This window comes from Bosea sp. 29B, from assembly GCF_902506165.1.
In the GTDB taxonomy this organism is placed as follows: domain Bacteria; phylum Pseudomonadota; class Alphaproteobacteria; order Rhizobiales; family Beijerinckiaceae; genus Allobosea.
Genome location: NZ_LR733817.1, coordinates 5,098,663 through 5,117,650, shown reverse-complemented (window position 1 = coordinate 5,117,650; position 18,988 = coordinate 5,098,663). Strand labels below are relative to the sequence as shown.

The window sequence follows — 18,988 nt, the reverse complement described above, 5'->3', positions numbered from 1 at the left end:
CGCTCAGCCCGCCTTGGCCTTCTCATCGCCCGGCAGGACATATTCCGTCCCTTCCCAGGGCGAGAGGAAGTCGAAGTTGCGGAACTCCTGGTTCAGCTTCACCGGCTCGTAGACGACGCGTTTCTGCTCATCGTCGTAGCGGACCTCGACGAAGCCGGTCAGCGGGAAGTCCTTGCGCAGCGGATAGCCCTCGAAACCGTAATCGGTGAGGATGCGGCGCAGGTCCGGATGGTTCGAGAACAGGATGCCGTAGAAATCGTAGGCCTCGCGCTCGTACCAGTTCGCGGCCGGGAAGACCTCGATCACGGAGGGGACCGGGGTCGCCTCATCCGCCATGACCTTGACGCGGATGCGCCGGTTATGGCGCGGCGAGAGCAGGTGGTAGACGACCTCGAAGCGCTTCTCGCGCTGCGGATAGTCGGCTCCGGCAATGTCGGTGAAGTTGACGAAGCGGAAGCGCTGATCGTCATAAAGGGTCTTGAGGACCCGCACGATCGAAGCCGCCTCGGCGAGCACGGTCAGCTCGTCATAGGCGACGACGATATCGGTCACCGCGCCGGGCAGTGCCGCCTTGATCTCTTCGCCGAGTTGTACGAGCGCTTCGCTCATCGTCTCACCTTCGTTGCCCGTTCCGCGTCATGGTCGGGCTTGACCCGACCATCTCATGCAGGATCGAGCTCAATCCTGTCTTCGCAACCTGCGCCTCTCCGTCAGGAGATGCTCGGGTCGAGCCCGAGCATGACGCCCTTGTCTTACCGCTCGATCGTCCCGGTCCGCCGAATCTTCTTCTGCAGCAGCAAGACGCCGTAGAGCAGCGCTTCCGCGGTCGGCGGGCAGCCCGGCACATAGACGTCGATCGGCACGATGCGGTCGCAGCCGCGCACCACCGAATAGCTGTAGTGGTAATAGCCGCCGCCATTGGCGCAGGAGCCCATCGAGATGACGTAGCGCGGCTCCGGCATCTGGTCGTAGACCTTGCGCAGGGCCGGAGCCATCTTGTTGGTCAGCGTGCCGGCGACGATCATCACGTCCGATTGCCGTGGGCTGGCGCGCGGGGCGAAGCCGAAACGCTCGACGTCGTAGCGCGGCATGGAGAGCTGCATCATCTCGACCGCGCAGCAGGCGAGACCGAAGGTCATCCACATCAGCGAGCCGGTGCGGGCCCAGTTGATCAGGTCGTCGCTCGCCGTGACGAGGAAGCCCTTGTCGGCCAGCTCGTTGTTGATCTCGGCGAAGTAGGGATCGCGGGCGCCGAGCGGCTTGCCGTCCGGGCCGAGCAGGCCCCGCGGCGCGGGCGCAACCAGCGGATCACCACGATCGATCGCTGTCATGGCCATCAGTTCGAACCTTTAGGTTTCGTCGAATGCAAGAACACGGACCGGAGCGTATCAGGTCTCTGCGACAAAGCGATCAATCCCACTCGAGCGCGCCCTTGCGCCACTCGTAGACGAAGCCGACCGTCAGCACGCCGAGGAACACCATCATCGACCAGAAGCCGACCCAGCCGAGGCCGCCGAAAGCGACAGCCCAGGGGAAGAGGAAGGCGACCTCGAGATCGAAGATGATGAAGAGGATGGCGACGAGATAGAAGCGCACATCGAACTTCATGCGTGCGTCGTCGAAGGCGTTGAAGCCGCATTCATAAGCCGAGAGCTTCTCGGCGTCCGGCTTGGAATAAGCCACGGCGAAAGGCGCGATCAGCAGCGCGAGGCCGATCACCAGCGACAGGCCAATGAAGATCACCAGAGGCAGATAGTCCGACAGCAGGGACTGCACAGGAAGAGCTTGCATCTGTCACCCCGCTTCAACCTGGCGCCGCGACTGGCGCCCTCAATCTCGCCAGTCGATTAGACCCTGCTTTAGAATCACGCAAGGGTTCGCCGCGCCGCACAACGCGCCTGTAGCCATGTCTTTGCCGCATATGCGCGAGCCGCCCGTGGAAGCGTCACGATTCCCGGCTGTTTCGGCGCCGATTTTCGTGATCGGCCGCGCCCGGTGCAAGACGGTTGTCGCAGCGCGCAGAAGCATGGCAAACGGGGACGTAACGTCAAGTCTTCGGCGCCGGCACGATTCGTCGGCAAGCGCGCCGATGCGTCAGGAGCACCGTTGCGGGAATGCCGTGGCCAACAACGCATCGTGATCGCGCGCTCTTGGCCGCAGCCCTGCCATCGGCATCCCGGATCGCATGAGCGCAATGCGGAGGACAGCGCTCGCCTGCGCCGTCGCGATGGCGTTCGGCGCCGAGGCCACGGCCCAGATGATGCTTGCGCCATTGCCGCCCGGGCGTCCGTTCGATCTCGACCTGCAGGTCAAGCCGGGCGCACCGCCGGTCGTCGTGCTTCCACAGGCTCCGGTCGAAGCCAGCGTCGTGACGACACCGGGCCCCGCGCCCACTCTCGCCCAGCCCGACGACGACGAAGGGCCGGAATGGCCGCAGCGCGCGCCGGGGCAGACCACCGAGGAACCCGCCTTCGATCCCAACGAGAAGCCCGACAGGCCAGGCATCTCGACCGATCCAGGCACCTCGATCGTCTGCCTGCCGCCGGTGCTGAAGGCGATTCTCGGCAAGATTTCGGACAAATACGGGGCGGTGAAGGTGACCTCGACCTGGCGCCCGCCCTGGCGGGCGCGGCGCGGCTCCTTCCACAAGCGCTGCGAGGCGATGGATTTCCGTGTGCCCGGCGTCAGGCCGCGCACCGTCCTGGAATGGGCCCGCACCCTGCCCGAGGTCGGCGGCAACAAGGTCTACTGGAACGGGCTGATCCATATCGACACCGGCCCGCGCCGGCCCTGGTGAGCGGATGCCGGGCCCTGCCCGGAGCTCATGGGCTTGAGCGATCCGGACCTTACCGATCGCTCTCCTGGCCGCCTCAGCGCGGCATTGGCGACCGTCCTGCCGCACGACGGGGAGCCGAACCAGGAGCCGCTTCCGACAGGGCGCGCAATTTGCGGGAGGATGCGAGGCTGCATCCGAACAGCTTCAGCATGACATGAAGCAACAGCTTCAACATACTGGGATCATGTGCTGAAAATGGCGCGGGCGACGGGGCTCGAACCCGCGACCTCCGGCGTGACAGGCCGGCACTCTAACCAACTGAGCTACGCCCGCGCGGGCGGCGGAGGAACTCGTCCCCGGCGGCGTTGGGATTATGGCCCCCGGCCCTGACTGTCAAGCACTGAAGCCGCCAAAATATCGATCATCTCCAAAGTCCGTGGAAAGAGGCTGAAACTGGCAGTTTTCCAGCTCTGCGATCGAGGCGACGCACGCGGATCAATCGGCGTGCCCGGCCAGCGACGGCGAATCTGGGCTGCGGTCTCCACAATTGCGTCGTTCTGGCATGGCGGCCTGGAGCCGTTCAGACCGCCACCTGCCTCGCCCACTAGGCTCGCCGCTGGGCAAAGGCTGCGCACTCTGCGTCCTGTGGCTTGCGAAGCCGGCCCCGTAGCCTTAAACGGCGGGCAAGGGCGGTTAGCTCAGTCGGTAGAGCGCTTCGTTTACACCGAAGATGTCGGCGGTTCGAGCCCGTCACCGCCCACCAACCCTTCCCATCGTGCGACTCAGGCCGGCAGCATCCACAGCGTGTGGACCCGGCCATCCCCGCCGAAGCCGATGCCGCATTGCAGGGAGCCTCGGGCGAACTGCGCCTCGTAGATGTCGACGCCGTCCTCGCCGACGCGGCGGAATCCGAGCGATTGCAAACTGCCTTTCGATTCGAGCTCGGCGCTGACGATCGGCTGCTGCTCGCGCACGATCTCCGCCAGCTCGTCGCTCAGAAGCTCGAACGGCATGGTGCCGCGTTGCTGCTGTTCGAGGACCTCACGCAAGGTCTCTTCGCTGCGCGGATGCGGAACCCGATTGCGCACGCGCTCGCCAAGCTTCTTACTCTGGTGCCTCGCCTCCGCCTCATCGATGCGCGTGGCGACTGTGTCGTGTCCGCCCTGATGAAGGGTCAGCGCCTCGGCCGAGTCGTTACCAATCGCCGCGAAGGTGAGTTGCGCCGGTACGACCTTCAGGAAGAAATTGCTCTCGCTCTCGGCGAAGAGCTCTACCTTGGGCTGCCCCGTGAGCTGCAGGAAGAAGCGCTCTCCCTCCTGGGTAACGGCCATGATCAACCCGGCGGGATGGCGGTAGAAGCCGGTGCAGCGCTCGAAGCGGCGCGGATCGATCTTGACCTCGGTGCGCGGCCGCGCCTGCTCGTAGCGCCGCCAGGCGACGGTGTCAGTGCTGGTCTCGGTCATGTTGGCCTCCTTCGCGAGCCTGATCAGTTCGTTGGCAGTGAGGGAGGTACCGGTGGCGAGCTTGGCCTGCGCGGCGCGGACTAGGGTAAGCCCCTGCTCGGCCCGCTCGCGCTGGTCTGTCAGCAGGTCGTGCTGGATGCCGAGGACTCCGGCGAGATCGACCGCCTTGCCCTGCAGCAGCGCGGTGATCCGCTTCAAGCTGAACCCCAACCGCTTCAGCGCCAGGATCTCGTGCAAACGGGCGATCTCGTCGGCGCCGTAGAGGCGCCAGCCCTTCTGCGTTCGCCGCGGCCGGATCAGGCCGTGCTCTTCGTAGAGCCGCAAAGCCCGCTTCGACAGACCGATCCGGGCTGCGCACTCATTGGCCTCGAGCCAGATCTCACCCGTGTTTCGCACGCTCATCGGCACCTCCTGACCCAGCGCTAAGCTATGACGCAGGGTGCGGCTCAAGGCCCGGCCAACAAAAAAGGCCGCCGGCGATGCCGGCGGCCTCTCAACTCGCGAGCGCTGGGCTCAGTGGGCGATGCCAGCCGCAGCTGCGTCGTCCTCGGCGCCCTTGGGCACAGGTGCCTTCAAGTCCTCTTCCCAGACGATCGGCGTCGGCTGCCGCACCAGCGCGTGCTGGAGCACCTGGTCCATCCGCGAGACCGGGACGATCTCGAGCCCGTTCTTCACGGACTTCGGCAGATCGACCAGATCCTTGGCGTTGTCCTCCGGGATCAGCACCTTCTTGATGCCGCCGCGCAGAGCGGCGAGCAGCTTCTCCTTGAGGCCGCCGATCGGCAGCGCCCTGCCCCGCAGCGTGACCTCGCCGGTCATGGCGACATCGCGGCGGACCGGGATGCCGGTCATGACCGAGACGATAGCCGTGGCCATGCCAATGCCCGCCGACGGACCATCCTTCGGGGTCGCCCCCTCGGGAAGATGGACGTGGATGTCGCGCCGATCGAACAGCGGCGGCTCGATGCCAAAATCGATGGCGCGGGAGCGGACATAGGACGCCGCCGCCGAGATCGATTCCTTCATCACGTCGCGCAGGTTGCCGGTGACGGTCATCTTGCCCTTGCCGGGCATCATCACGCCTTCGATCGTCAGCATCTCGCCGCCGACCTCGGTCCAGGCCAGGCCGGTGACGACACCGACCTGATCCTCGGTCTCCGCCATGCCATAGCGATAGCGCGGCGGGCCGAGATAATCTTCCAGCACCGCAGGCGTGACCGCGACCTTCTTCTTCTTGGTCAGCACGATCTCCTTCACCGCCTTGCGGACGGTGTTGGCGATCTCGCGCTCGAGGTTACGAACGCCGGCCTCGCGGGTATAGCGCCGGACCAGCGTCGTCAGGGCCTCGTCGTCGATCGACCATTCCTTGGACTGCAGGCCGTGCTTGGCGATCGTCCCCGGAATCAGGTGGCGGCGCGCGATCTCGGCCTTCTCGTCCTCGGTGTAGCCGGCGATACGGATCACCTCCATGCGGTCCAAAAGGGCCGGCGGGATGTTCAGCGTGTTCGCCGTGGTCACGAACATCACGTTCGACAGGTCGTAGTCGACCTCGAGGTAGTGGTCGTTGAAGGTCGAGTTCTGCTCGGGATCGAGCACCTCGAGCAGGGCCGCCGACGGATCGCCGCGGAAGTCCTGGCCCATCTTGTCGATCTCGTCGAGCAGGATGAGCGGGTTCGAGGTCTTGGCCTTCTTCATCGACTGGATGATCTTGCCGGGCATCGAGCCGATATAGGTGCGGCGGTGGCCGCGGATCTCGGCCTCGTCACGCACGCCGCCGAGCGACATGCGCACGAACTCGCGGCCGGTCGCCTTGGCGATCGACTTGCCGAGCGAGGTCTTGCCGACGCCCGGAGGGCCGACAAGGCACAGGATCGGGCCGGCGAGCCGGTTGGCGCGCTGCTGCACGGCGAGATATTCGACGATGCGGTCCTTGACCTTGTCGAGGCCGAAATGGTCGTCGTCGAGCACCTTCTGGGCTGCAGCGAGGTCCTTCTTGATCTTGGACTTCTTGCCCCACGGGATGCCGAGCAGCCAGTCGAGATAGTTGCGCACGACCGTGGCTTCGGCCGACATCGGCGACATCTGCCTGAGCTTCTTGACCTCGGCGAGCGCCTTGTCGCGCGCTTCCTTGGTCAGCTTGGTCTTGGCGATGCGCTCTTCCAGCTCGGCCAGCTCGTCACGGCCTTCCTCGCCGTCGCCCAGCTCCTTCTGGATCGCCTTCATCTGCTCGTTGAGATAGTACTCGCGCTGGGTCTTCTCCATCTGGCGCTTGACGCGCGAGCGGATGCGCTTCTCGACCTGCAGCACCGACATCTCGCTCTCCATCAAAGAGAGCACCTTCTCGAGCCGGTGCGCGACGTTCATCACCTCGAGCACGGCCTGACGGTCGGCGATCTTGACCGCCAGATGCGAGGCGACCGTATCAGCGAGCTTGGCCGGCTCGTCGATCTGCGAGACCGCCGCGACGATCTCGGGCGAGATCTTCTTGTTGAGCTTCACATAGTTCTCGAACTCGCTGACGACCGAGCGGGCGAGCGCCTCGACCTCGACCTTCTTGCCATCCTCCTCGGCGAGGGCCTCGGCCTGCGCTTCATAGAAGTTGTCGGTCGCGGTATAGGTCGTCGCCTTGGCCCGGCCGATGCCCTCGACGAGCACCTTCACGGTCGAGTCGGGCAGCTTGAGCAGCTGCAGCACGCGGGCGAGCGTGCCGATTTCATAGATGTCGCCGGTTTCCGGATCGTCGTCGCCGGCGTTCTTCTGCGTGGCGAGCAGGATCAGGCCATCGTTCTTGACGACTTCCTCGAGCGCGCGAATGGACTTCTCGCGGCCGACGAAGAGCGGCACGATCATGTGCGGGAATACGACGATGTCGCGCAGCGGGAGGACCGGATAGGTATCGGTCGTGCCGGGGACGAGCGGGGCGCGGGGCGTCGAGCCAGTCATGTCTAGTCCTTCAAGTTTTCGCCCGGCCGACCCCTTTGAAAGGCAATCGAGCGGACGTACCGCGCGGCGCGACCATTCGCGCCAGGCGCCCCCGCGGATCGCGCCCTCGACAGGCACGCGAGTCTCACAGGTGATCATAAGGTGGATGTTTCGACGCCGGCTTTCAAGCGACGCCTCACGCAGTCCACCACAGCTTCTGCCGCAATCGGCACACGAGGCCGTGAGGGATCCGGCAGGGCAAAAGCAGTTTCGGGGTAGCCCTAAACACCCAGACCCACAAAGCAAAACGCGCGCCAGGGGCGCGCGTTCCGAACTGAACCGGAATCCGGTTATTGCTCAGGCAGAGGCCGACTTGGTCTCTTCTTCGCGGTCCGCATAGATGAACAGCGGACGCGACTTCGACTCGACCGCCTCGGGCCCGATGACGACCTGCTCGACGCCTTCCAGCCCCGGCAGCTCGTACATGGTCTCGAGCAGGATGCCTTCCATGATCGAGCGCAGGCCACGCGCGCCGGTCTTGCGCTCGATCGCCTTGCGGGCGATCAGGCTGACGGCCTCGTCGGTGAAGGTGAGCTCGGTGTCCTCCATCTCGAACAGACGCTGATACTGCTTGACCAGCGCGTTCTTCGGCTCGGTGAGGATGGTCTTGAGCGCAGCCTCGTCGAGGTCCTCGAGCGTCGCCAGCACAGGCAGACGGCCGACGAATTCCGGGATCAGGCCGAACTTGAGCAGGTCCTCCGGCTCGACCTCGCGGAAGATCGCGCCGGTGCGGCGGTCGTCAGGAGACTTCACGGTCGCGCCGAAGCCGATCGAGGTGCCCTTGCCGCGGCTGGAGATGATCTTGTCCAGCCCGGCGAAGGCGCCGCCGCAGATGAACAGGATGTTGGTGGTGTCGACCTGCAGGAACTCCTGCTGCGGATGCTTGCGCCCGCCCTGCGGCGGCACGGAGGCGACAGTGCCTTCCATGATCTTGAGCAGCGCCTGCTGCACGCCCTCGCCCGAGACGTCGCGGGTGATCGAGGGGTTGTCCGACTTGCGGCTGATCTTGTCGATCTCGTCGATGTAGACGATGCCGCGCTGCGCCCGCTCGACATTGTAGTCGGAGGCCTGGAGCAGCTTCAGGATGATGTTCTCGACATCCTCGCCGACATAGCCGGCCTCGGTCAGCGTCGTCGCATCGGCCATGGTGAACGGCACGTCGAGGATGCGGGCGAGCGTCTGCGCGAGCAGCGTCTTGCCCGAGCCGGTCGGCCCGATCAGCAGGATGTTCGACTTCGCCAGCTCGACGTCGTTGTGCTTCGTCGCGTGGCTGAGCCGCTTGTAGTGGTTGTGGACCGCGACCGAGAGGACCTTCTTGGCGTGGTCCTGGCCGATGACGTAGTCGTCGAGAACCTTGCGGATCTCCTTCGGGGTCGGCACGCCGTCCTTGGACTTCACCAGCGCGGACTTCGATTCCTCGCGGATGATGTCCATGCAGAGCTCGACGCATTCATCGCAGATGAACACGGTCGGGCCCGCGATCAGCTTGCGGACTTCGTGCTGGCTCTTGCCGCAGAAGGAGCAGTAGAGCGTGCTCTTGGAATCGCCGCCGCTGGCCTTAGTCATCGTGATTCTCCATCTCGGAGGACAAAATCCGCCACCGAATAACGGCGGGCTGATGTCGTCTCCCCGTCATAATAGGCGCTCAGATCACGATTTTTAGGTTAACGCGTCGCTCTGGCGCAGGTGGCGACGAAACTGACCCAAAATCGGACCGCTCGAGCGCCTTGCCGCGCCCTTCAGATGCCCCATGCAAACATGGGGCCTAGTCTCAAGGCAATATGGCCCTTCGGGAGCCGCTCGCCAACCCACAGGCGCGTGTACCTCTAACGACCTCAGGCCGCCTCGTCCGCGCGCTTGTCGATGACCTTGTCGATCAGGCCGAACTCCTTGGCCTGGTCGGCGGTCATGAAATTGTCGCGCTCCAGCGCCGCCTCGATATCCTCGTAGGAGCGGCCGGTGTGCTTGACGTAGATCTCGTTCAGGCGCCGCTTCAGGCTCTCGACCTCACGGGCATGGATCAGGATGTCTGTGACCTGGCCCTGGAAGCCGCCGGACGGCTGATGGACCATGATGCGGGCGTTCGGCAGCGCGAAGCGCATGTCCTTGGCGCCGGCGGTCAGCAGGAGCGAGCCCATCGAGGCGGCCTGGCCGACGCAGAGCGTTGTCACCGGGCAGCGGATGAACTGCATGGTGTCGTAGATCGACAGGCCGGAAGTGACCACGCCGCCGGGCGAGTTGATGTAGAAGGAGATTTCCTTCTTCGGGTTCTCGGCCTCGAGGAACAGCAACTGCGCCACGATGAGCGAGGCGGAGTAATCCTCGACCGGGCCGGTCAGGAAGATGATGCGCTCGCGCAGCAGGCGCGAATAAATGTCGAAGGCGCGCTCGCCGCGGCTCGACTGCTCGACCACCATCGGGACGAGATTGTTATAGGTCTCGATCGGGTCACGCATCATCGTCGGTCCTTGGGGTCAAAGCGGGCGGGAATCAGCCGATAGCGGCGAAGACCCCACATAAGCATGCCTGCGGCGGCTGAAAAGGGAAGCGCCGCCCGCAGAGTGCGGACGGCGCCGATATCATCGATCAGCTGGGAAGGATCAGGCCGAGGCCTCGTCCGCCGCCTCGGTCGCAGCCTTCTTGGTCTTCTTCGCCTTGGCGGCCTTCGGCTTGGCCTCGGCAGCGCCTTCGTCCTCGTCGTCGGCGAAGAGCGCCTCGCGCGAGACCGACTTGTCGGAGACCTTCACCTGACCGAGCAGATGGTCGACGACCTTCTCCTCGAAGATCGGGGCGCGGATCTCGGCGAGCGCCTGCGGGTTCTTGCGATAGAACTCCCAGACTTCCTTCTCCTGGCCCGGGAACTGGCGGGCGCGCGCGATCAGGGCCTGAGTCACCTCGTCATCCGAGATCTGGACCTTGGCCTGCTCGCCGATTTCGGCCAGCACCAGGCCGAGGCGCACGCGGCGCTCGGCGATCCTGCGATACTCGGCGCGAGCCTCGTCCTCGGTGGTGTTCTCGTCGGCAAAGGTCTTGTTGGCGTTCTTCATGTCCGCCTCGACCTGGCTCCAGACCGCCGCGAACTCCTGCTCGACCAGGGTCGGCGGCAGGTCGAAGCTGTACTTGCCGTCGAGCGCGTCGAGCAGGGCCTTCTTGATCTTGCGGCGCGACTGCTCGCCGAACTCGCGGCCGATCTGCTCGCGAATCGCGGTCTTGAGCGCGTCGAGCGACTCCATGCCGAAGCCCTTGGCGAGCTCGTCGTCGATCTTCAGCTCGCCCGGAGCCTGGACATCGTCGACGGTGACGGCGAACTCGGCCGGCTTGCCGGCGAGGTTCTCAGCCGCATAGTTCTCGGGGAAGGTCACCGAAACGGTGCGCTGCTCACCCTTCTTGACGCCCTCGAGCTGCTCTTCGAAGCCCGGGATGAACTGGCCCGCACCGAGTTCGAGCGGGATTTCCGAGCCGGTGCCGCCGTCGAAAGGCTTGCCTTCGAGCGTGCCGACGAAGGAGATCAGCAGGCGATCGCCCTTGGCGGCCTTGGCGCCGTCCTTCTTCGACTCGAAGGCGCGATTCTGCGAGGCCATGCGCTCCAGCGCGGCATCGACATCGGCCTCGGGGACCTCCGCGACCGGCTTCTCGAGCGAGACGTCGGAGACGTCGGCGACTTCGATCTTCGGCAGAACTTCGAGCGCGACGGTGAAGGCGAGATCGCCCTTGGCCTCCATCGCGGCCTCGATCTCGTCCTTGTTCTCGGGGAACTTGATCTGCGGCTCGAAGGCGAGCTTCAGGCCGTTGTCGGCGACGATCTTCTGGTTCGCCTCGTTGACGGCGTTCTGGACGACATCGGCCATGACCGAGCGGCCGTAGAGCCGGCGCAGATGGCCGACCGGAACCTTGCCGGGACGGAAGCCGTTGATGCGGGCCTTGCCCTGCAGACCGGCGAGGCCGTCATCCAGCCTGGTCTTGAGGTCGGTGGCGTTCAGCACCACCTGAAATTCGCGCTTGAGGCCCTGGGACAGGGTTTCGGTCACGTTCATCGCTCTGATCCGCTCAACAGCTCTTTACTTCAATGTCCAAAGCGCGACGCCGGGTGACCGCCGCCGCGCTCGCGAAATCCGAATCCTGGTGCGGGCGGAGGGACTCGAACCCCCACGACTTTCGCCGCTGGTACCTAAAACCAGTGCGTCTACCAGTTCCGCCACGCCCGCCGACCCGGTGCGCCACATCGCAGTCCTCGCGACAGCAGCACCGTAGGCCGCGCCGCTATACCATTTCGGGCGCGTCATGCAGCAAAAAAATGCGACACTTCTGCGAAGGCGGCCCCCGCGCGGCTTTACGCTCGCCAGAATGACCCGGTGAGGCTATGTCGCGAGCATGAGCAAAGACGCTTCGCCGCCGGCCTCGCGCCCTCATCCCAGTCGACGCCTCGTCATCGCACAGGGCGCCGGCATGGCGACCCTGCTCTCGCCGCTGTCCGCACTGGCCCAACAGTCGCCGGCTGCCCCGCAAGCCGCGTCGGCAGGCGCCGCACCGAATCTCGTCGCCGCCCCCGCCAAGCTGCGCTTGCGACCGGCGCCGGCGCCCGAGACCGAGATCTGGTCCTTCGATGGTGCGACCCCGGGACCCGTCCTCAAGGTGAAGCAGGGCGAGACCTTGCGTCTCAACCTGCAGAATCGGACCGACAAGCCGCTTTCGCTGCATTGGCACGGCCTGCGCGCCGACCACGCCATGGACGGTGTCGGCGGCTTCAGCCAGGAGCCGGTGCCTCCCGGCGGGCAATTCGAATACCGACTGACGCCACCTGATTCCGGCACATTCCTTTATCGGCCGATGCTGCTCGGCGGATCGTCCGAGCCGGCCGGGCGCGGGCTCTCCGGCCTGCTCATCGTCGAGGAGAAGGAGCCGCCCGCAGTCGATCTCGATTTGCCCGCCCTGATCGGCGACTGGCTGCTCGGCGACGACCAGAAACTTCTACCCTTTGCGGTGGACGCACAGGACGGCGCCGCGGCCGGCCGACTCGGCAGCTGGCTGACGGTCAACGGCAAGCCGCCGCCACTGCCGGTCAAGCTGCCGCCGGGCGCCCGCGTCCGGCTTCGGCTTGCTAATGCCTGCAATGCCCGGATCATGCGGCTGCGCTTCGACGAGATGAAGGCTTTCGTCGCCGCGGTCGACGGCCAGCCGACCGAGACCTTCGAACCGGTCCGGGGTCAGCTGCCTTTCGCGCCGGGCACGCGCTACGACGTGATCTTCGACATGCCCGAGACGGTCGGCGCCGCCGCCAGCGTCACCGCGCTGATCGGCCCCGGCGTGCCGCTGGTGCGCTTCGTCAGCGACGGGACGGCGAAGCCGGCGCGCCCGGCGATCACGGCCATGCCGCTCAATCCGGCGCTGCCGGCGGCGGTCAGGCTCCAGGACGCCAGGCGCTCCGAGATGATCATCGAGGGCGGCGCCAAGGTCACGCCGGAGAACAAGCTCGATCTCGCCGGCCTCGACCTCGCCAGGCCCTGGACCGTCAATGGCGGCCAGGGCGATCCGAAGGGCAAGCCGCTGTTCAGCGTCAAGCGCGGATCACCGGTGGTGATCGGCATCACCAACAAGACCGCCTTCCTGCAGCCCTTCCATGTCCACGGCCACTGCTTCCGCCTGCTGCATCCGCTCGACGACGGCTGGGAGCCCTATTTCCTCGACACAGTGCAAATCCCCGAGGGCAAGCGCCTGCATATCGCCTTCATCGCCGACAATCCCGGCCGCTGGCTGATCTCATCGACCGTGCTGGAGCGCTTCGACCGCGGGCTGTGGAGCTGGTTCGAGGTGACGTGAGTGATGACTGCGGGGCAGCAGGGCCTGCTCTGGCTGCTGGCGGCGTTTTATCTTGCTGCCGGACTGCTGCATCTGCGCTCGCCTGCAGCCTTCCTGCCGATCGTGCCGGATTGGGTCCCTGCGCCATACGGAACCGTGATCGCGACGGGCATCGCCGAAATTCTCGGCGCACTCGGCCTGTTGATTCCGCGGCTGCGCAAGACCGCAGGAACCGGCCTTGCGCTCTATGCGCTCTGTGTGTTCCCGGCCAATCTCAAGCACGCCCTAGAAGGTGTCGTCCTTCCGGGATTGCCGAGCAGCTGGTGGGATCATGGCCCTCGCCTAGCCCTGCAGCCGGTGCTGATCTGGGCGGCGCTGCACGCTTCCGGCGTCACGCGCTGGCCATGGCGGCGCTTGCCAGCCAAGTGAGCGGCTTCTAAACCAGCCGCCTCAGCCAGGAGCCTGCCATGACCGCCAACGCCATCGTCACCGTGGGCGCCGACCTCGCCAGGCCCGTCCGATTCGGTAACGGCCTGCCGCTCGCCTTGATCGCCGGCCCCTGCCAGATGGAGAGCCGCGATCACGCGCTGGAGATCGCCCTGGCGCTGAAGGAGACGTCCGAGAAGCTCGGCATCGGGCTGGTCTTCAAGGCTTCGTTCGACAAGGCCAACCGCACCAGCGTGAAGGGCCAGCGTGGCATCGGCCTGGAAGCCGCCCTGCCCGTCTACGCCGAGATCCGCGAGCGCACTGGCTTGCCAGTGCTGACCGACATCCACGATGTGAGCCAGTGCGCGCCGGTCGCCGAGGTGGTCGACATCCTGCAGATTCCGGCCTTCCTCTGCCGGCAGACCGACCTGCTCGTCGCCGCCGCCAAGACCGGCCGCGTCGTCAACGTCAAGAAGGGCCAGTTCCTGGCTCCGTGGGACATGGTCAACGTCGCCGCCAAGGTGACCGAGAGCGGCAATCCGAACGTGATGCTGACCGAGCGCGGCGCCTCTTTCGGCTACAACACGCTGGTCACCGACATGCGCGCCCTGCCGATCATGGCCGAGATCGGCGCGCCCGTGATCTTCGACGCCACCCATTCGGTGCAGCAGCCCGGCGGCAAAGGCGCCTCGACCGGCGGCCAGCGCGAATTCGTGCCGGTGCTGGCGCGTGCCGCGGTCGCGGTCGGCGTCGCCGGCGTCTTCATCGAGACCCATCCCGACCCCGACAACGCCCCGTCTGACGGGCCGAACATGGTGCCACTGCGTGACTTCCATGCACTGATCGCAGAACTGCAAGAGTTCGACCGGCTTGCCAAGCGCACGACGCATTCTACGCTGGCGTATGTCTGAGACGCCCGCCAGTACCGTTCCGCCCGCGCCCCCGCAAGGTTCGCTGAAGTCACTCATCCTGGTGCTCGGGGCGTGCGGCTTCGCCTCGACCTTCACCATGCGTCTGCTCGACCCGCTGGTACCGACGCTGGCGGCGGAGTTCACGCGCAGCATCGCGCAGGTCGCCGCGGTCGCGACGGCCTTCGCCTTCGCCTATGCGGTTGGCCAGCCCTTTCTCGGCCCGATCGCGGATTCGATCGGCAAGCTGCGAACGATCGCGGTCTGCCTCGGCGCGCTCGCCCTGCTCTCACTGGCCGCCGGCTTCGCCGGCTCTTTCGAGATGCTGACGGGCGTCCGCACGGTCGCCGGCATCGCTGCAGGCGGCGTCATTCCTGTCGCGATGGCGGCGATCGGCGACCGCGCGCCCATGGCCGAACGCCAGATCATGCTCGGCCGCTTCCTGGTGCTGATGATCGTCGGGCAGATGGTCGGCGCCGCCTGCTCCGGGCTGATCGCCGAGCACCTCGGCTGGCGCTACGTCTTCGTGATGGCGGGTGCGATCGCCGGAATCGCCGGGATGCTGGTCGTGCTGGTGCTGAAGCCCCGGCCGAACGCGTCGCGCCCGCCGCTCAGCTTCAAGACCGCGCTGACCAGCTATGCCGCCGTCTTCGCCAATCCACGCTCGAAGCTGCTCTATGGTCTCGTCGTGGTCGAGGGCAGCCTGATCTTCGGCATGCCGCCCTATATCGCCGCAATCCTGCACGAGCGCGCCGATGTCGGCCCGTCACAAGCCGGCCTCGTCATCGCCGGCACCGGGCTCGGCGGCATCATCTACGGCGTCCTGACCCGGATCCTGGTCGAGCGGCTCGGGCCGACCCGGATGACGACCCTGGGCGGCATCGTGATGGGCTTCGCCTATGCCCTGTTCTCGCTCGCCTTCCTGCCCTGGTGGAGTGCGGTCGCGATCTTCACGCTGAGTGGCTTCGGCTTCTTCCTGATGCACGGCACCTTCCAGGCGCAGGCGACCGAACTCGCGCCGACCGCCCGCGGCTCGGCCGTGGCGCTGTTCGCCTGCGCGCTGTTCTGTGGCCATGCGCTTGGGCCGGTGCTGATGGGCGCCGCCCTGCATCTGTTCGGCACCAGCAGCGCCATCCTGATCTTTGCCGCCGGGATCGCGGTGCTTGGCGTGCTGGCGCCGCGCATCCTGCCCTTGGCCGGAAGCCGGACTTAGAGCTTCAGTCCTGAGCGTCAGCGCCCGCGATAGGGCGCGACGCCCTGGTCGGGCAGCCAGAGGCCTTTCGGAGCCTCGCCGGTCTGGAAGAAGACGTCGATCGGGATGCCGCCGCGCGGATACCAGTAGCCGCCGATGCGGAACCATTTCGGCTCGAGCAGCTCGACCAGCGTCTTGCCGATGCCGACGGTGCAGTCCTCGTGGAAGGCACCGTGATTGCGGAAGGCGCCGAGATAGAGCTTGAGCGACTTCGATTCGACCAGCCAGTCGCCCGGCAGATAGTCGATCACCAGGATGCCGAAATCGGGCTGGCCGGTGACCGGGCAGATCGAGGTGAACTCCGGGCAGGTAAAGCGGGCGAGATAGTCGGTGCCAGCATGCGGGTTCGGCACGCGGTCGAGGCGAGCTTCCTCCGGCGAGCGCGGCAATTCGCTCGCCTTGCCGAGCTGGAGGGTCGAGGCGTCGATGGTCATGTCGTGGTCCTGATCGATGCACATCCGCCGTGGGCGGACGCTGAGTTGTCGCGGCTTTTAATCCCCGGCCCGGATAAATGCCACCGCCCCTTCCCGTCGCCGCCGCTTGTGTCTAGAAGCGCGACATCCCTTGCCCACCTAAGCTCCGGAGCCTGCCATGACCGCGATCATCGACATCATCGGCCGCCAGATCCTCGATTCCCGCGGCAACCCGACGGTCGAGGTCGATGTCGTGCTCGAAGACGGCTCGATGGGCCGCGCCGCTGTGCCGTCGGGCGCCTCGACCGGCGCGCATGAGGCGGTCGAGCTGCGCGACGGCGACAAGAGCCGCTATCTCGGCAAGGGCGTGCTGAAGGCGGTCGAAGCCGTCAACGTCGACATCGCCGAGGCGATCGTCGCGATGGACGCCGAGGACCAGGCCGCGATCGACCAGGCGATGATCGAGCTCGATGGCACGCCGAACAAGAGCAGGCTCGGCGCCAACGCCATTCTGGGCGTCTCGCTCGCCGTCGCCAAGGCTGCGGCGGACGCTTCGGGCCTGCCGCTCTATCGCTATGTCGGTGGAACCTCGGCCCGCGTCCTGCCGGTGCCGATGATGAACATCGTCAATGGCGGCGCCCATGCCGACAACCCGATCGACTTCCAGGAATTCATGGTGATGCCGATCGGCGCGCCCTCCTTCGCCGAGGGGCTGCGGATGGGTGCTGAAATCTTCCACACGCTGAAGAAGGCCCTGCACGACGCTGGCCACAATACCAATGTCGGCGACGAAGGTGGCTTTGCTCCCAACATCAAGTCGGCGGAAGCGGCGCTCGACTTCGTCATGCAGGCGGTCGAGAAGGCCGGCTACAAGCCCGGCGAAGACGTCGCGCTGGCGCTCGACTGCGCCGCGACCGAGTTCTTCAAGGACGGCGCCTATGTCTATGAAGGCGAACGCAAAACCCGCGACCCGAAGGCACAGGCGAAGTACCTCGCAAAGCTGGTCGCCGGCTATCCGATCGTCTCGATCGAGGACGGCATGGCCGAAGACGACTGGGAAGGCTGGAAGGCGCTGACCGATCTCGTCGGCAACAAGTGCCAGCTCGTCGGCGACGATCTCTTCGTCACCAATGTCACCCGCCTGTCGCAAGGCATCAAGTCGAAGACGGCGAACTCGATCCTGGTAAAGGTCAACCAGATCGGCACGCTGACCGAGACGCTGGCCGCCGTCGAGATGGCCCAGCGCGCCGGCTACACCGCGGTGATGTCGCATCGCTCGGGCGAGACCGAGGACGCGACCATCGCCGACCTCGCCGTCGCGACCAATTGCGGGCAGATCAAGACCGGCTCGCTGGCCCGCTCCGACCGGACGGCGAAGTACAACCAGCTGCTGCGCATCGAGGAAGAGCTCGGCGCGCAGGCGGTCTATGCCGGCCGCTCGGCGCTGAAGGCGCTGGCCTGAGTTTGTTGCGCTGCAATAGCCAGCGGCGCGGCCACGCCATGCGCTGATACCACTAACCGCATGCTCCAGCTTCGAACTAAGCTAGAGCATGCATCAATCCGTGCCCCTTTCGGACGAGCGGCTGCGCTGGCGCCGGCAACTCGCCTTTGCCGGCATGGCCTTCGCCATGCTGATCTTCGGGGCGAATTTCGTCGTCAGCCGTCACGCCGTGCTGAACGGCCTGTCATCGCACGACATGCTGGCGCTGCGCTTCGTCACCGCCGGCTTCCTGCTGCTGCCTAGCTTCATGATGGGCGGGGGATTGCGCGATTGCGCCGGTCTCGGCTGGAAGCGCGGTCTGGTCCTGGCGGTGATGAGCGGTTTCCCGATGAGCTTCCTGCTCATGACGGGACTGACCTATGCTCCCGCCGCCCATGGCGCGGTGATCGGGCCGGGCACCGTCACGGTGATCGGCATCGTCGGCAGCGTCGTCCTGTTCGGCGCGCTCTTGACGCGGCAGCTCGTGCTCGGCGTGATCGCGGTGCTCATCGGCCTCGCCTGCCTCGGCATTGCCGGCACGACGCATTCCAACCCGAGCATCGTCTTCGGCGATCTCTGCTTCCTCGGCGTCGGACTGGTCTGGGGCGGCTATCCGCTGCTGATCCAGCTCTGGCGGGTCAACGCCCTCAAGGCCACGGCCGTCGTCTCCGTGCTATCGATGGCCTATCTGCCGATCTACTTCGCCTTCTATTTCCGCGGCTTCGACGTCGCACCCTGGTGGGTCCTGCTGCTGCACGCGATCAATCAGGGCGTGCTCAACGTCATCGTCGGCCTGTGGATCTGGAGCTGGTCGACGCCGATACTCGGCCCCTCCGTCGCAGGACGCTTTCCGCCGATGATCCCGGTCGTCGGTACGTTGCTTGCGATTCCCGTGCTCGGCGAGATCCCGAGCGGGCTGCAGATCGGCGGCATCGCGCTGATCATCGCCGGGCTGTTCGTCGCCTCATGGCGTCGCCCAGCGGCGCCCTAGAGCCGGATCATCCCGTGATCGGCGGGGCATGCGCCTCCAGATTGCCGGCTGCAAAGAGCCGGTCGAGCGTCGCCACGAGCAGCGTCGTATCCGGGCAGATCAACAGGCGCGTCGCTCGCCCCCAGGCGAGATGCAGGACGTGGTGGCCGCGGTTGAAGGTGCGCACGCCATCGGTGCCGCTGTTGGTCTCGCGCCAATCCACGACCACGACCGCGTTCCATGGCGGTCCGGCGACATCGATCCGCTCGAGATCGAAGTGGATGTCGGGCAGCAGCCGGTAGAGACGCTCATACCAGTCGCGCACCGCCGAAAGCGAGGTGCGCGAACCACCAAGCGCGTGGTCGTCGCCGAGGAAGCGATGCTCGAAGGTTCGCGCGAAGGCGGCGATCACCGGCTCCGCGTCGCCCCTGTTCACCGCGTCGAACAGCGCACGCACCCGCGCCTGCACGATCCTCTGATACATCGTGCCAAACTCCTCGCTTCGACGACCGCAGCCGCGGC

At 66.0% G+C, this 18,988-nt stretch carries 17 protein-coding genes and 3 tRNA genes; 8 read left to right on the top strand and 12 right to left on the bottom strand.

Annotated elements, in window-relative coordinates; translation table 11 throughout:
- Positions 1-3: 3 nt before the first annotated feature.
- From GV161_RS24790 to GV161_RS24780, 3 genes are all read right to left on the bottom strand, one after another.
- Positions 4-609, bottom strand: coding sequence for an NADH-quinone oxidoreductase subunit C (locus GV161_RS24790; protein ID WP_152014572.1), 606 nt, complete (start codon positions 607-609; stop codon positions 4-6).
- 143 nt (positions 610-752) lie between these two features.
- A complete protein-coding gene (locus GV161_RS24785) occupies positions 753-1,331 on the bottom strand; it encodes an NADH-quinone oxidoreductase subunit B (protein WP_152014951.1) in 579 nt (192 codons plus the stop codon).
- A gap of 79 nt (positions 1,332-1,410) precedes the next feature.
- Positions 1,411-1,776, bottom strand: a complete 366-nt coding sequence (locus GV161_RS24780; RefSeq protein WP_091830508.1) for an NADH-quinone oxidoreductase subunit A — start codon at positions 1,774-1,776, stop codon at positions 1,411-1,413.
- A 409-nt stretch (positions 1,777-2,185) separates the two neighbouring features.
- Here GV161_RS24780 and GV161_RS24775 point away from each other — a divergent pair, with 409 nt between their 5' ends.
- A complete protein-coding gene (locus GV161_RS24775) occupies positions 2,186-2,797 on the top strand; it encodes a D-Ala-D-Ala carboxypeptidase family metallohydrolase (RefSeq protein ID WP_152014571.1) in 612 nt (203 codons plus the stop codon).
- Positions 2,798-3,032: 235 nt separating this feature from the next.
- On the opposite strand, the gene GV161_RS24770 is transcribed toward GV161_RS24775, so the two are convergent.
- Positions 3,033-3,109, bottom strand: a tRNA-Asp gene (locus GV161_RS24770).
- 354 nt (positions 3,110-3,463) lie between these two features.
- Here GV161_RS24770 and GV161_RS24765 point away from each other — a divergent pair.
- Positions 3,464-3,539 (top strand) — tRNA-Val (locus GV161_RS24765).
- 19 nt (positions 3,540-3,558) lie between these two features.
- Here GV161_RS24765 and GV161_RS24760 read toward each other — a convergent pair.
- From GV161_RS24760 to GV161_RS24735, 6 genes are all read right to left on the bottom strand, one after another.
- On the bottom strand, positions 3,559-4,689 hold the full coding sequence (locus GV161_RS24760) for a MerR family transcriptional regulator (RefSeq protein ID WP_152014570.1): 1,131 nt from the start codon (positions 4,687-4,689) through the stop codon (positions 3,559-3,561).
- A gap of 63 nt (positions 4,690-4,752) precedes the next feature.
- On the bottom strand, positions 4,753-7,182 hold the full coding sequence (gene lon / locus GV161_RS24755) for an endopeptidase La (protein WP_152014569.1): 2,430 nt from the start codon (positions 7,180-7,182) through the stop codon (positions 4,753-4,755).
- Between the two features lie 336 nt (positions 7,183-7,518).
- Positions 7,519-8,787, bottom strand: a complete 1,269-nt coding sequence (gene clpX, locus GV161_RS24750; RefSeq protein WP_152014568.1) for an ATP-dependent Clp protease ATP-binding subunit ClpX — start codon at positions 8,785-8,787, stop codon at positions 7,519-7,521.
- 269 nt (positions 8,788-9,056) lie between these two features.
- Positions 9,057-9,677 carry an ATP-dependent Clp protease proteolytic subunit gene (locus tag GV161_RS24745; protein ID WP_152014567.1) on the bottom strand — a complete coding sequence of 207 codons (621 nt, stop codon included), beginning with the start codon at positions 9,675-9,677 and terminating at the stop codon, positions 9,057-9,059.
- 144 nt (positions 9,678-9,821) lie between these two features.
- Positions 9,822-11,255 carry a trigger factor gene (tig, locus tag GV161_RS24740; protein ID WP_152014566.1) on the bottom strand — a complete coding sequence of 478 codons (1,434 nt, stop codon included), beginning with the start codon at positions 11,253-11,255 and terminating at the stop codon, positions 9,822-9,824.
- A gap of 86 nt (positions 11,256-11,341) precedes the next feature.
- Positions 11,342-11,426, bottom strand: a tRNA-Leu gene (locus tag GV161_RS24735).
- Between the two features lie 166 nt (positions 11,427-11,592).
- Here GV161_RS24735 and GV161_RS24730 point away from each other — a divergent pair.
- From GV161_RS24730 to GV161_RS24715, 4 genes are read left to right on the top strand one after another with little or no spacing between them, the layout of a single operon-like run.
- Positions 11,593-13,038 carry a multicopper oxidase family protein gene (locus tag GV161_RS24730; RefSeq protein WP_152014565.1) on the top strand — a complete coding sequence of 482 codons (1,446 nt, stop codon included), beginning with the start codon at positions 11,593-11,595 and terminating at the stop codon, positions 13,036-13,038.
- A 3-nt stretch (positions 13,039-13,041) separates the two neighbouring features.
- Entirely contained in the window at positions 13,042-13,446 is a 405-nt protein-coding gene (locus GV161_RS24725) for a DoxX family protein (RefSeq protein WP_152014564.1), read from the top strand.
- Positions 13,447-13,484: 38 nt separating this feature from the next.
- Positions 13,485-14,354: a 3-deoxy-8-phosphooctulonate synthase gene (gene kdsA / locus GV161_RS24720; RefSeq protein WP_152014563.1), complete on the top strand. Its 870-nt coding sequence runs from the start codon at positions 13,485-13,487 to the stop codon at positions 14,352-14,354.
- A complete protein-coding gene (locus GV161_RS24715; RefSeq protein ID WP_152014562.1) occupies positions 14,347-15,564 on the top strand; it encodes an MFS transporter in 1,218 nt (405 codons plus the stop codon). Before kdsA ends, GV161_RS24715 begins: the two co-directional genes overlap by 8 nt.
- 17 nt (positions 15,565-15,581) lie before the next feature.
- On the opposite strand, the gene queF is transcribed toward GV161_RS24715, so the two are convergent.
- Positions 15,582-16,037 (bottom strand): preQ(1) synthase, encoded by a 456-nt coding sequence (gene queF / locus GV161_RS24710; protein ID WP_152014561.1) that lies wholly within the window; start codon positions 16,035-16,037, stop codon positions 15,582-15,584.
- 157 nt (positions 16,038-16,194) lie between these two features.
- On the opposite strand from queF, the gene eno reads away from it, so the two are divergent.
- Together eno and GV161_RS24700 are read left to right on the top strand one after the other, a co-directional pair.
- Positions 16,195-17,478 (top strand): phosphopyruvate hydratase, encoded by a 1,284-nt coding sequence (eno, locus tag GV161_RS24705; protein WP_152014560.1) that lies wholly within the window; start codon positions 16,195-16,197, stop codon positions 17,476-17,478.
- Positions 17,479-17,566: 88 nt separating this feature from the next.
- Positions 17,567-18,487: a DMT family transporter gene (locus GV161_RS24700; RefSeq protein WP_152014559.1), complete on the top strand. Its 921-nt coding sequence runs from the start codon at positions 17,567-17,569 to the stop codon at positions 18,485-18,487.
- A gap of 7 nt (positions 18,488-18,494) precedes the next feature.
- On the opposite strand, the gene GV161_RS24695 is transcribed toward GV161_RS24700, so the two are convergent.
- Positions 18,495-18,950, bottom strand: coding sequence for a nuclear transport factor 2 family protein (locus GV161_RS24695; RefSeq protein WP_152014558.1), 456 nt, complete (start codon positions 18,948-18,950; stop codon positions 18,495-18,497).
- Between the last annotated feature and the right edge of the window lie 38 nt (positions 18,951-18,988).

Coding starts and splice junctions, on each gene's coding strand:
- GV161_RS24785 (WP_152014951.1), bottom strand. CDS start 1,331: ATGACAGCGATCGATCGTGGTGATCCGCTGGTTGCGCCCGCGCCGCGG.
- lon (WP_152014569.1), bottom strand. CDS start 7,182: ATGACTGGCTCGACGCCCCGCGCCCCGCTCGTCCCCGGCACGACCGAT.
- GV161_RS24730 (WP_152014565.1), top strand. CDS start 11,593: ATGAGCAAAGACGCTTCGCCGCCGGCCTCGCGCCCTCATCCCAGTCGA.
- GV161_RS24745 (WP_152014567.1), bottom strand. CDS start 9,677: ATGCGTGACCCGATCGAGACCTATAACAATCTCGTCCCGATGGTGGTC.
- GV161_RS24725 (WP_152014564.1), top strand. CDS start 13,042: ATGACTGCGGGGCAGCAGGGCCTGCTCTGGCTGCTGGCGGCGTTTTAT.
- GV161_RS24790 (WP_152014572.1), bottom strand. CDS start 609: ATGAGCGAAGCGCTCGTACAACTCGGCGAAGAGATCAAGGCGGCACTG.
- queF (WP_152014561.1), bottom strand. CDS start 16,037: ATGACCATCGACGCCTCGACCCTCCAGCTCGGCAAGGCGAGCGAATTG.
- GV161_RS24695 (WP_152014558.1), bottom strand. CDS start 18,950: ATGTATCAGAGGATCGTGCAGGCGCGGGTGCGTGCGCTGTTCGACGCG.
- GV161_RS24700 (WP_152014559.1), top strand. CDS start 17,567: ATGCATCAATCCGTGCCCCTTTCGGACGAGCGGCTGCGCTGGCGCCGG.
- kdsA (WP_152014563.1), top strand. CDS start 13,485: ATGACCGCCAACGCCATCGTCACCGTGGGCGCCGACCTCGCCAGGCCC.
- eno (WP_152014560.1), top strand. CDS start 16,195: ATGACCGCGATCATCGACATCATCGGCCGCCAGATCCTCGATTCCCGC.
- GV161_RS24775 (WP_152014571.1), top strand. CDS start 2,186: ATGAGCGCAATGCGGAGGACAGCGCTCGCCTGCGCCGTCGCGATGGCG.
- clpX (WP_152014568.1), bottom strand. CDS start 8,787: ATGACTAAGGCCAGCGGCGGCGATTCCAAGAGCACGCTCTACTGCTCC.
- GV161_RS24715 (WP_152014562.1), top strand. CDS start 14,347: ATGTCTGAGACGCCCGCCAGTACCGTTCCGCCCGCGCCCCCGCAAGGT.
- tig (WP_152014566.1), bottom strand. CDS start 11,255: ATGAACGTGACCGAAACCCTGTCCCAGGGCCTCAAGCGCGAATTTCAG.